This is a genomic window from Methyloversatilis thermotolerans (assembly GCF_000372885.1).
GTDB lineage: Bacteria > Pseudomonadota > Gammaproteobacteria > Burkholderiales > Rhodocyclaceae > Methyloversatilis > Methyloversatilis thermotolerans.
In genome coordinates this window covers 3,403,403-3,415,049 of the sequence record NZ_KB889967.1, presented here as the reverse complement: position 1 = coordinate 3,415,049, position 11,647 = coordinate 3,403,403, and the positions used below count along the sequence as shown (strand labels likewise).

The 11,647-nt window shown below is 66.5% G+C and carries 11 protein-coding genes and 1 riboswitch; of the genes, 4 read left to right on the top strand and 7 right to left on the bottom strand.

All coding sequences use genetic code 11. The features are described from left to right. The first annotated feature begins 57 nt into the window (after positions 1-57). Both A3Q7_RS0115575 and A3Q7_RS0115570 read left to right on the top strand, forming a co-directional pair. Positions 58-753 (top strand): hypothetical protein, encoded by a 696-nt coding sequence (locus A3Q7_RS0115575; RefSeq protein ID WP_018412833.1) that lies wholly within the window; start codon positions 58-60, stop codon positions 751-753. A gap of 29 nt (positions 754-782) precedes the next feature. After that, positions 783-1,070, top strand: a complete 288-nt coding sequence (locus A3Q7_RS0115570) for a hypothetical protein (RefSeq protein WP_018412832.1) — start codon at positions 783-785, stop codon at positions 1,068-1,070. A 205-nt stretch (positions 1,071-1,275) separates the two neighbouring features. Here A3Q7_RS0115570 and A3Q7_RS0115565 read toward each other — a convergent pair whose 3' ends face one another. The 7 genes from A3Q7_RS0115565 to A3Q7_RS0115535 all read right to left on the bottom strand — a co-directional run bounded on the left by A3Q7_RS0115565 (position 1,276) and on the right by A3Q7_RS0115535 (position 9,332). Then, positions 1,276-1,812 carry a GNAT family N-acetyltransferase gene (locus tag A3Q7_RS0115565; RefSeq protein WP_018412831.1) on the bottom strand — a complete coding sequence of 179 codons (537 nt, stop codon included), beginning with the start codon at positions 1,810-1,812 and terminating at the stop codon, positions 1,276-1,278. Positions 1,813-1,856: 44 nt separating this feature from the next. Next, entirely contained in the window at positions 1,857-5,540 is a 3,684-nt protein-coding gene (gene metH, locus A3Q7_RS0115560) for a methionine synthase (protein ID WP_018412830.1), read from the bottom strand. Positions 5,541-5,622: 82 nt separating this feature from the next. Further along, a riboswitch (SAM riboswitch) is annotated at positions 5,623-5,701 on the bottom strand. 29 nt (positions 5,702-5,730) lie between these two features. Next, positions 5,731-6,129 carry a c-type cytochrome gene (locus A3Q7_RS0115555; protein ID WP_026224905.1) on the bottom strand — a complete coding sequence of 133 codons (399 nt, stop codon included), beginning with the start codon at positions 6,127-6,129 and terminating at the stop codon, positions 5,731-5,733. A 159-nt stretch (positions 6,130-6,288) separates the two neighbouring features. Then, positions 6,289-6,663, bottom strand: a complete 375-nt coding sequence (locus A3Q7_RS0115550; protein WP_026224904.1) for a hypothetical protein — start codon at positions 6,661-6,663, stop codon at positions 6,289-6,291. Positions 6,664-6,723: 60 nt separating this feature from the next. Further along, entirely contained in the window at positions 6,724-7,932 is a 1,209-nt protein-coding gene (locus tag A3Q7_RS0115545) for a THUMP domain-containing class I SAM-dependent RNA methyltransferase (RefSeq protein WP_018412827.1), read from the bottom strand. Positions 7,933-7,965: 33 nt separating this feature from the next. Beyond that, positions 7,966-8,400: a CopD family protein gene (locus tag A3Q7_RS0115540; RefSeq protein WP_018412826.1), complete on the bottom strand. Its 435-nt coding sequence runs from the start codon at positions 8,398-8,400 to the stop codon at positions 7,966-7,968. Then, on the bottom strand, positions 8,397-9,332 hold the full coding sequence (locus A3Q7_RS0115535) for an NAD-dependent epimerase/dehydratase family protein (RefSeq protein ID WP_018412825.1): 936 nt from the start codon (positions 9,330-9,332) through the stop codon (positions 8,397-8,399). Before A3Q7_RS0115535 ends, A3Q7_RS0115540 begins: the two co-directional genes overlap by 4 nt. A gap of 22 nt (positions 9,333-9,354) precedes the next feature. Between A3Q7_RS0115535 and A3Q7_RS0115530 the strand changes: the two genes are divergently transcribed. Together A3Q7_RS0115530 and A3Q7_RS0115525 are read left to right on the top strand one after the other, a co-directional pair. Then, positions 9,355-10,368, top strand: a complete 1,014-nt coding sequence (locus A3Q7_RS0115530) for a CDP-6-deoxy-delta-3,4-glucoseen reductase (RefSeq protein ID WP_018412824.1) — start codon at positions 9,355-9,357, stop codon at positions 10,366-10,368. Continuing rightward, positions 10,368-11,504: an EAL and HDOD domain-containing protein gene (locus tag A3Q7_RS0115525; protein WP_018412823.1), complete on the top strand. Its 1,137-nt coding sequence runs from the start codon at positions 10,368-10,370 to the stop codon at positions 11,502-11,504. Before A3Q7_RS0115530 ends, A3Q7_RS0115525 begins: the two co-directional genes overlap by 1 nt. The last annotated feature ends 143 nt before the right edge of the window (positions 11,505-11,647 follow it).

The following is an 11,647-nucleotide window of genomic DNA, read 5'->3' as shown; positions in this document are numbered from 1 at the left end:
CGGCAATGCGGCACGCGTACAGTAGGTCATCCCGCCATCCGTCCACCGTCCCCGACCATGCATGCTGAAGATGACAACCTGCGCTTCCTGAATGCGCAAAGAGCCCGTTTCGACGCGGTAATCGCCGAGCATGAGGGCCAGGACAGCCTGCCACAGGCCCTGCTGGACAACGCGGTCGAACATTTCGAGCGTGCGTTGTGCGAACGTCTCGCCGCGGAAACCGGTCACGCCACGGCGACGTCCTGTTGTCGCTCGGCACTGCGCGCAACCCCTCCGGAGGTGCTGTCCATCGCGCATCATCTGCGTTCGCTCGATGTCGCCCAGCGCGACGCACTGCTGCGGCGCATGGATGCCCGCGAGGCAGAGCGCGGCGCGAGCTGTGCCTTCGCCATCGCCGGCGCCTGTTCGATCGAGGGGGTGAAACCCCTGACCTGTCGCAGCGGCTGTCGCTGCGGCGCGACCGGCACGCTGGCGCATCAGGTGGTGCGCAGCCTGGTGCAGGACGCGCTGCAGGCCGCGCTGCGCGACGCGGGCTATGCCTGGATGCGCTGCGAACTCGATCCGGCATTGCGCATCGCGCTGGTGCATCCGGATCCGCTGGCCGCCTGGCTGGACGGCGAGGATGTGTTCGCCGATGCGAGCAGCACCGATCTGCCGCCAGCCGAAATCGGCCAGACCTTCGACTGGCTGCGCCGGCGGCCGCGCACGGCTCGCCGGGAAACAGTCGATGCCGAGCCCGGCAATGAGGCATGATGCGCTTTCGTTCCACCGGGAGACCTCCGATGAAAACCGTGATCACAGCAATCCTGGTCGCCGTGTGCGCCAGCGGCACCGCCTGGGGTGCCGAAGTGACGGCATGTGAAGCGCGCGCCGTCGACAAGAACGGCAAACCGCTGTCCGGCGCCGCCAAGATTTCCTTCCTGCGCAAATGTGAACGCGAACTGGCACCGCGCAACGACTGCGAAGCCGCCGCGGTGAGTGCGGACGGCAAACCGCTGTACGGCGCCGCGCGCACTTCGTCCATCCAGAAGTGCGAGCAGGACCGCGCAGCGGCCAGCGCCAACCGCTAGGGTCGGTCGACGCGGCACCGCCAGCCGCGTGCGAATCCCGGTGTGCCCGGAGCAAGGCGGTCCGACGCCGGGCTGACGGTCCGTGACTCCAGGCATTTCAAGGCGTATCTGGCCGCATCCGGAATGCACAGCGGATGAGCCGGGTGGGTGGTCCGGAACGAGCGGGTAATCGCGGTGTGCCGCAGCGCAGGTTCAGGTGGTCTGCTCATGCCGCGCCGTGCAGCGCGCGACTCATGTAGCAGGCGCCGGGGCCATAGCCGGTGAGCGGCTGCGCACGGTGCGGCTCGGCGCGATAGCCGCGGCGCTGCCAGTAGGACGCGGCACCGGCCACCGCCACCAGCGCCCCCTTGCGCAGGCCGCCACGCTGTGCGGTCGCCAGTGCGCAGTCATACAGTGCGCCGGCGATGCCCAGGCCGCGCGCAACTTCGTCGATCGCACAGTCGTGCAGATACCACAGCGCAGGACAGGCAGGCAGTCGCCGCAGCACTGCGTCCAGCTTGGGCGGTTCGTCGCCGTGCCAGGGGTGGGACACCAGATAGCCGAGCAAGCGGTGTCCGCGCGCTTGCGCGACCAGGCAGTACGCGGGCGCAACAGCGATGCGATCGAGGAAGACCGCAGCGCTTTCGGGGGCGAAGCCGGCCATGGCGTACGCTGCGGCCTGCAGCCGCAACACCTCGGGCAGGTCGTCCGGGCGCATTGGCCGCACGACGGTCACCGCATCGCTCTGTGCTGGATGCTGCATCGGCAGGACCGACAGCGAGGAGCACCTCGCCGCGGATTCAGCGTTCAGATGACCGGCGCCAGCCAGCGCTTCATGATCGGCTCGGGCATGCCCTTGCGCACCGCCAGATCGGCCACCTGGTCGGCACCGACCTTGCTGATCGCGAAGTACTGAGCGTCCGGGTGGGCAAGGTAGAAGCCGCTCACCGCTGCGGTCGGCAGCATGGCGTAGCTTTCGGTCAGCGACACGCCTATCGCCGCTTCCGCATCGAGCAGGCGGAACAGATCGCCCTTCTCGGTGTGATCCGGGCAGGCCGGATAGCCGGGGGCGGGACGGATGCCGCGATACTTCTCGGCGATCAGGGCTGCGTTGTCCAGATGCTCGTCACGCGCATAGCCCCAGTCCTCGCGGCGCACCTTCTCGTGCAGCCATTCGGCGAAGGCTTCCGCCAGGCGGTCGGCCAGTGCCTTCAGCATGATGGCGTGATAGTCGTCGTGCTGCGCCTCGAATTCCGCCAGCTTGCGTTCGATGCCGATGCCGGCGGTCACCACGAAGGCGCCCGCCCAGTCGGCGACACCGCTGGCACGCGGCGCCACGAAATCGGACAGGCAGTAGTGCGGCTTGCCGGCCGGCCGTTCGTGCTGCTGGCGCAGGTTGTGCCAGGTCATGGCGGTATTCAGCCGCGTCTCGTCGGTATAGAACTCGACATCGTCGCCGCGGCTGTTCGCCGGCCAGATGCCATACACCGCGCGCGCGATCAGCCACTTCTCGTCCACGATGCGCTTCAGCATGGCCTGCGCATCGGCCAGCAGCTTGCGCGCCTCCTCGCCGACGATGGCGTCATCCAGGATGGCCGGATACGGACCCGACAGTTCCCAGGTCTGGAAGAAGGGCCCCCAGTCGATGTAATCGACCAGCGCCGCGAGATCCTGGTCGACGATGACCTGGCGACCGATGCGCTCCGGTTTTTCCGGAATCACCTCGCTGCCCCAGGCACAGCAGTAGCCGTTGTCGCGCGCGGCCTCCAGCGGCACCAGCGTCACGCCCTTCTTCGCGGCGTGCTGTTCGCGGATCTTCGCGTAATCGGCCGCCACTTCCTCGGCATAGGCGGCGCGCTGGTCCTGCGACAGCAGGCTGGTCGCCACGCCCACCGCACGCGAGGCATCCGGCACATACACCACCGGATGATCGTAATGCGGCGCGATCTTGATCGCGGTATGCGCGCGCGACGTGGTGGCACCGCCGATCAGCAGAGGAATGTCGAAGCCCTCTCGCTTCATTTCCGACGCGACATGACTCATCTCTTCCAGAGACGGCGTGATCAGGCCGGACAGGCCGATGATGTCTGCATCGTGCTCGCGCGCCGCATGCAGGATCTTGTCGCAGCCCACCATGACCCCGAGGTCGATCACGTCATAGCCATTGCAGCCGAGCACCACGCCGACGATGTTCTTGCCGATGTCGTGCACATCGCCCTTCACGGTCGCCATGACGACGCGGCCCTTGGTTTCGCCAACCTTCTTCGACGCCTCGATATAGGGCTGCAGATGGGCCACCGCCTGCTTCATGACGCGGGCCGACTTCACCACCTGCGGCAGGAACATCTTGCCGGCGCCGAACAGGTCTCCGACATGGTTCATGCCGGCCATCAGCGGGCCCTCGATCACCGCCAGCGGCGGCTTGCCTTCGGCTTCCAGCCGCGCGCGCACCTCTTCGGTGTCTTCGACCACGAATTCGGTAATGCCCTTGACCAGCGCGTGTTCCAGCCGCTTTTCCACCGGCCATTCGCGCCACGCCAGATCCTGCGTCGATTCCTTGGCCTGCCCCTTCACCGTGATCGCGAATTCGACCAGCGCGTCGCCGGCACCCGGATGACGGTTCAGCACCACATCCTCGACCTTGTCGCGCAGCGGCTGCGGAATGTCTTCGTACACGCCGAGCTGTCCGGCGTTCACGATGCCCATGGACAGGCCGTTGCGGATCGCGTGGTACAGGAACACCGTGTGGATCGCTTCGCGCACCGGGTCGTTGCCGCGGAACGAGAAGCTCACGTTGGACACGCCGCCCGAGGTCTTCGCATAGGGCAGGTTCTTGTGTATCCAGCCCACCGCTTCGATGTAATCGACCGCGTAGTTGTCGTGCTCGGCAATGCCGGTGGCGATCGCGAAAATGTTCGGATCGAAGATGATGTCTTCCGGCGGGAAGCCCACCTGTTCGGTCAGCAGCGTGTAGGCGCGCTGGCAGATTTCGGTCTTGCGCTGATAGGTGTCGGCCTGGCCCTTCTCGTCGAAAGCCATCACGATGACCGCGGCGCCGTAGCGGCGCGCCAGTTTCGCCTGACGCAGGAATTCGGCTTCGCCTTCCTTCATCGAGATGGAATTGATGATGCCCTTGCCCTGGATGCACTTCAGGCCGGCTTCGATCACGCTCCACTTGGACGAATCGAGCATGATGGGCACGCGCGAAATGTCCGGCTCGGAGGCGATGAGCTTCAGGAAGCGCTCCATCGCGGCGACCGAATCCAGCATCGCCTCGTCCATATTGATGTCGATCACCTGCGCGCCGTTCTCGACCTGCTGGCGGGCCACCGCCAGCGCATCGTCGTAGCGCGATTCCAGGATCATCCTGGCGAAGGCGCGCGAGCCGGTCACATTGGTGCGCTCACCCACGTTCACGAACAGCGCGTCGGCGCCGACGTTGAACGCTTCCAGCCCGGACAGACGCAGCTTGCGCTCGATCTCCGGCACGGCGCGCGGCGGCATGTCGGCCATCGCCTCGGCGAAGGCGCGGATGTGGTCCGGCGTGGTGCCGCAGCAGCCGCCGACGATGTTCAGGAAGCCGGACTGCGCCCATTCGCGCAGATGGGCCACCATATCGGCCGGCGTTTCGTCGTATTCACCGAAGGCGTTCGGCAGGCCGGCGTTCGGGTGGGCGGACACATGGGTGTCGGCCAGATGCGCCAGTTCCTCGACATGCTGGCGCATGTCCTTCGGACCGAGCGCGCAGTTGAAACCGAAGGAGATCGGATTGGCGTGACGCAGCGAATTCCAGAACGCCTCGGCGGTCTGGCCGGACAGGGTGCGGCCGGAGGCGTCGGTGATGGTGCCGGAAATCATGACCGGCCAGCGGCGGCCGACCTGGTCGAAGAACTGCTCGACCGCGAACACCGCCGCCTTCGCGTTCAGCGTGTCGAACACCGTTTCGATCAGCAGCAGGTCGGCACCGCCTTCGGTCAGGCCGCGCGCCGCGGCGACGTAATCATCGACCAGTTGATCGAAGCTCACGTTGCGGTAACCCGGGTCGTTCACGTCCGGCGAGATGGAACAGGTGCGCGAGGTCGGGCCCAGCACGCCGGCAACGAAGCGCGGCTTGTCCGGGTTCTTCGCGGTGTATTCGTCGCACACCTCGCGCGCGATGCGCGCGCCCTCGACGTTCAGTTCGTGCACGATGGCTTCCAGGCCGTACTCGGCCTGCGAAATCACGGTGGCGTTGAAGGTATTGGTTTCGATGATGTCCGCGCCGGCCTCGAGATAGGCCGCGTGGATGCCACGGATCACGTCCGGCCGCGTCAGCAGCAGCAGATCATTGTTGCCCTTGAGATCTTTCGGATGGTCGGCGAAGCGGCTGCCACGGTAATCGGCCTCGACCAGCCTGTGCTTCTGCACCATGGTGCCCATTGCGCCATCCAGTATCAGGATGCGGCGGGCCATCAGGGCCTTGAGCTGTTCGGTGCAATCTGGGCGAATCATCGCTGTCTCCGTGGAGCGGGACCCGTGATGACAGGAAAGGGCGGACGCAGAAGCGAGAAACCCGCCAACGCGGAAAGCGCGCTGACGGGTCGGGCAGCTCGCTTTAGCGGCATTTATAACGCGCCCGCAAGCTGGAGGCTCAAATCGGCGCGGACCCGCACCTTAAGGGGGTGCGGGGTGCAAGTCAAGTTCAGCGGACATCCATGGACAGTATCCAGCCCACCAGCCGGTTCGCGTCGCGTTCGCTGATCGCCACCGCATTGGGTGGCATGGCCAGCCCGGCCGCCCTGCCCTTCCAGTGGCTGTCGTATGGACTGGAGCCCTTCAGCACGGTCTGCACGAGCTGTTTCTGCGCGTCCTTCACCCCGTAGTAGCGCGCCGCGACGTCGCGCCAGGGCGGGCCGACCGGCGTGCGGCCATCGGCGTCCTGCTTCGGCTCGACACTGTGGCAGGCGGTGCAGCCGCTGCGCGCGGCCAGCCCGAGCATGGCGGCGTCGACCTCGGGATCGGCGGCGGAAGCCGCACCCGCGATGGCGATGGCGAGCGCGGAAAGCGAATGGAGGGCGACAGAACGACGTAGCGTGCTCACGATGATCTCCCGTGACGGATGGAATGCCTTCCGGCGCGCCGGCCGGTTCATGCCATTACGCTAGACGCAGCCGCGGACAGCGGATTGACATGCATCAACGGGATGTTGCAACGCAAAATATTTCGCTTCGCGCGCAAAGCGGCGCCGTGGCGCCTGCGTTCAGAAGCAGCTTGCTTCGGCAAGCTGCAATCGGCAGCTCCACTGGAACTGTTCGCGCAACTGCTTGACCGAGCGCTGGAACATGGCGGTCGGCTCGGCCAGTATGGCATCCGGCAAGGGCACCGCCGGGGTGGCGCCGGTGCTGTTGGTGAAGAAGCGCAGGAAGCAGGTCTCTTCCTTGCCGCAGCTCTGTTCGATCACCCGGTTGTAGTAATCGCGGTCACGCGCCGAGCCCTCCGGCACGACGATGAACTGCATCAGTCCAAGTCGACCGGCGACAGTCCAGTCGCGCACGTCCGGCGCCGCAGCATCCGGCGTAGTGGCGATGGCGCCGACAGTCACGGTCATCAGGCATGCGGCAAGCAGGATTCTCATCTGTCGTCCTCCATTCCGGTGCGTCGTCTCACCGTGTCGTCCTCCGACCGGCCGCCGTACTCAGGGTTCTGCGCTGTCCTTGCGTGCGCGCAGGCTGCCTTCGACCATGCGGTACTCGAACAGCCGGCATTCCAGCGCGCCGTTGTACAGCGGCGTGCGCCGGCTGGCTTTCAGTTTGATCAGCTTCGGGAAGTCCGGATCGGCGGTGATGAACAGGCAGCGCCAGCCGGCATAGCGCCGCTTCAGCAGATCACCCAGCCTGGGGTAGAAGGCCTGCAGCGCGGTCTGGTCTTCCAGTCGCACACCATAAGGCGGGTTGGTCACCATGACGCCACGCTCGGCAGGCGGGTCACGCTGCAGCAGGTCCGCACCTTCCACCTTCACCACCCAGGGCAGCTTCGCCGCCTGCAGATTCTCCTTGGTGCGCGCCAGTTCACGCCCGGAAATGTCGGAGCCGAAGATGGGCAGTTCGCGCGGCGGCTGGGCACGGGCGGCGGCGGCATCGCGCACGGTGTGCCACACCGCGGGGCTGAAGGGCGTGAGCTTTTCGAAGGCGAAACTGCGCCCCAGGCCGGGCGCGATGTCGAGCGCCATCTGCGCCGCCTCGATCAGGAAGGTGCCGCTGCCGCACATCGGGTCGAAAAAGGGCTCCTCCCTGTCCCAGCCGGACAGCATGATGATGCCGGCCGCGAGGTTTTCCTTGATCGGCGCCTCGACCGCAGCCACCTTGAAGCCGCGCTTGTACAGCGGCTCGCCCGAGGTGTCGAGATAGAGCGTGGCTTCGCGATCGGTCAGGAAAACGTGGGCGCGCACGTCCGGGTTGGCCGTATCTATGCTCGGCCGCTGCCGGGTCTGTTCGCGCATGCGGTCGCAGATCGCGTCCTTCACGCGCAGCGTCACGAAATCGACGCTCTTCAGCGGCGAGCGCACCGCGGTGGTGTAGACGCGCAGCGTGCGCTTGGGGCTGAACCAGCGCTCCCAGGGCAGGCCGTAGGCCAGCTTGAAGATGTCGTCTTCCTTGCGGTAGGGGCCCTGGCCGACGCGCCACAGCACGCGGGTGGCGATGCGGCTTTCCAGATTCACCGTGCAGGCGAGCTTCCAGTCACCGGAAAAGCCGACGCCGCCGGGCACGCCCTTCACCTCGGCCGCGCCCAGTCTGCTCAGTTCGTCAGCCAGTACCTGTTCCAGGCCGCGCGGACAGGGTGCGAAGAAATGCTGGCCGGCCTGCAGCTCGGGTTCGTCACGGACGACACGGCGCACGGCGCGCACGCCTGGCCTGGGAGGATTCGATGGGTTCATGGATCAGAAAGGCTTGAGCACGACCAGCACCACCACGAGCAGCAGCACGAGCACCGGAACCTCGTTGAACCAGCGGTACCAGACATGGCTGCGCGTGTTGCGGCCGGCCTCGAAATCGCGCAGCAGGCGCGCACAGTAGTGGTGATAGCCCACCAGCAGCAGAACCAGGGTGAGCTTGGCATGCATCCAGCCGCCGCCTATGCCTTCACCCAGCCACAGCCACAGCCACAGGCCGAAACCGACCGCCAGCCCGGCCAGCGGACCCATGAAGCGCAGCAGCTTGCGCGCCATCAGCAGCAGCCGGTCGCGCACCGCCACCTCGTCCGGCCCGAGCATGGCAAGATTCACGAAGATGCGCGGCAGGTAGAACAGGCCGGCGAACCAACTGGTGACGAATACGATGTGCAGGGCCTTGGTCCAGAGATAGCTGCTGGTCATCGGGAAATCCTCGGATCGTGAAGGAAGGCCGCGAGCACCGCGTCGACATCGGGCCGGGCCAGCCGGATACGCAGTTCGCGCTTCATGCGGCGATTGTCGAGGATGCGGGATTCGGCCATGAAGGACAGGGTCATCGGCGACAGCTTCTGTGCCGCTTCGGCCCGGCTCACGCGCGGCGGGCGCGGCAGGCCGCAGGCATCGGCCACGCGGTCGTAGTAGTCGGCCATGCGCAAACGGGTGTCGTCCGACGCATTGTAACTGCGCCCTCCGCGCGCACGGTGCAGCGCCGCCCAGGCCAGCCGGGCCAGGTCGGCGGCATCGATGTGATTGGTATGCACATCGTCCTCATCCCGCAGCACCGGATCACCACGTTGCAGACGCTCCAGCGGCAGGCGGTCCGGCCCGTAGATGCCGGGCGCGCGCAGGATGGACGCCGCGACGCCACGACGGGCAAGGCAGCGCACCGCGCGCTCGGCGTCGACCCGGCGCCGGCCGCGCGCGCTGACGGGCCGCAGCGGCCGCGTCTCCGGCACCACGGCGCCGGCGCAATCGCCATAGACGCCACTGGTGCTGATGTAACAGAGCCGGCGCACCCGACGCGACGCGAGCAGGGCAGCCACCAGCGCCCGGCTGCGCGGGTCATGCGGACCGCCGGCAGCGGGCGGTGGCGCGAAGTGCCAGACCCGGGGCGCAAGCGATGCAATGCGCCGCAGGCTGCGCCGGTCGTCGAGGTCGGCCCGTATGCAACGCACGCCCAGTGGGCGCAATGCTGCGGCAGCGGCGTCCGATCGGACCGCCGCCAATACCCGCATGCGCGGCGCGAGCCAGGGCAGCGCGCGACGCGCGACATCGCCACAGCCTACAATCAGCAGTCTTGCGCGCGGGCCGCACCATGTGTTCGGCGCCGTTCGCGGCCGTTTCACCCTGTTCATAACCGGATTGTCTCACGCAGCCATGTCTTACCAGGTCACCATCCAGCCCAGTCAGCACAGCTTCAGCATCGATGACGAAACCCGCCTGCTCGATGCGGCCCTCGCCGCCGGCTTCAATCTGCCCTATGGCTGCCGGAACGGCGCCTGCGGCTCGTGCAAGGGGAAAATCCTGTCCGGCACCGTGGATTACGGCCACTATCAGGCGGGCAAGCTGAGCGAGCAGGAAAAGACCCAGGGCTATGCGCTGTTCTGCGTCGCGAAAGCCTGTTCCGACCTGGTGCTCGAATGCCGCGAAGTGGGCGGCCTGAAGGATATCGCGGTGCGCACGCTGCCCACACGGGTACAGGAAATGCACCGGCTTGCCCCCGACGTGATGCTGCTCAAGCTCAAGCTGCCGGCCAACGAACGGCTGCAATTCCTGGCCGGCCAGTACATCGACTTCCTGCTGAAGGACGGCAAGCGGCGCAGTTTTTCCATCGCCAACGCACCGCACGACGATGAATTCATCACGCTGCACATACGCGAAGTGCCGGGCGGCCATTTCACCGGCCATGTTTTCAATACCATGAAGGAACGCGACATCCTGCGCTTCGAAGGGCCGCATGGCAGTTTCTTCCTGCGCGAGGAGGTCGAGCGGCCGGTGGTCATGCTGGCAGGCGGCACCGGTTTCGCGCCGATGAAGGCGGTGATCGAACATGCCATCAAGATCGGCTACGCACAGCCGATCACCCTGTACTGGGGCGCACGCACGAAAAAGGATCTGTACATGAACGAACTGGCAGAGAGCTGGCAGTCGGACCTGCCCGGCTTCCGCTACGTCCCGGTGCTGTCGGAGCCGGCCGCAGACGACGCCTGGACCGGCCGGACCGGTCTGGTGCACCACGCGGTGATGGCCGATCTGCCTGATCTGTCCGGCCACCAGCTCTATGCCTGCGGCAGCCCCGGCATGATAGATGCAGCGAAGGAAGACTTCACTCGCCGCTGCGCGCTGCCGATAGAACACTTTCACGCCGATTCCTTCACCTTTTCAACGTAATGGATCAGCACGTCTTTTTCACGCGGGAACCCGTCGTCAACAAGCAGCGCGCGATCACCGCAACCCGCCTGCGCGTGCATGCGCCGACCTGTGCCGCTGCGGTTGCGGCCCTCGATTGCATCGGTGAGGACTGGCCTCCGGCGCGCCCGGTATTCGTCGGTCTCGCCGGCTGCACACCGGATGCATCACTGGCCGACTGGATCGCGCCGGAAGGCGCCATGCTGGAAGTGGGCGCACAATCTATGGCCGAGCCGGTCACGGCGAATGCGGTCACCCAGCTCGCGCAGTCCGGCCTGCCGCTGGTGCTGTCCGACTACAAGGCCGGCATCGAATTGCCGGGTGGCCTGTCCTTCCGCTTCGTGATGGCCGACGCACGCGTGCAACCGGTCACCATCAAGGTGCCGGGCATCCTGCTCGCCACCGGCCTGACAGATCCGACCGGTTTCGATGCCGCAGTGAAGGATGGCTATGGCGGCGCCACCGGCTGGTTCTTCAAGAATGCGCTCGCCAGCGGCAAGAAGCTGGCACCCGCCCACGCGCAGATCGTGCGCGTGCTGAACCTGGTGCGTCGCAATGCCGATCCGAAACAGATCGAGGACGCGTTGAAGCAGGACGTCGCGCTGTCCTTCAAGCTGCTGCGCTACATCAATTCAGCCGGCTTCGGCCTGATGTGCCAGGTGCAGTCCTTCCGCCACGCGGTGGTCATCCTCGGCTACGAAAAGCTGAACAAGTGGCTGTCGCTGCTGCTGGTGACCGCAAGCAAGGATCCGTCGGCACCGGCGCTGATGCAGGCGGCGATCGCCCGCGGCCGGCTCATGGAAGTGCTCGGCGCAGAATTCTTTCCGCGCGAGGAACACGACAATCTGTTCATCACCGGCGCCTTCTCGCTGCTGGACCGGCTGCTCGGTGTGCCGATGGAATCGGTACTGGAGGAAATGACGCTGCCGGACCGCATCGGCGACGCACTGCTCGGACAGGACGGCGCCTACACGCCCTTCCTCGAACTGGCGCGCGCCTGCGAAAGCGACAGCGCCGAAGCGCTGGCCGCCCAGACTCACGCGCTCGGGCTGGGCAGCGAAGCGGTGAACCGGGCACAGCTCGCCGCGCTGAAGTTCGCCGACACGCTGGAGTTCTGACCGCGCGCCTGGCCGCCGGAAACCGCGCGGGGCCGATGCCGGCGCCACATACCCGGCGCCGTCCGCGATCACGCCTCGACCGATGCCGAACCGCCCGCCAACGCCGCATCGCGGCAGAACGGGCCGCGGGCGGACCCCGCCCC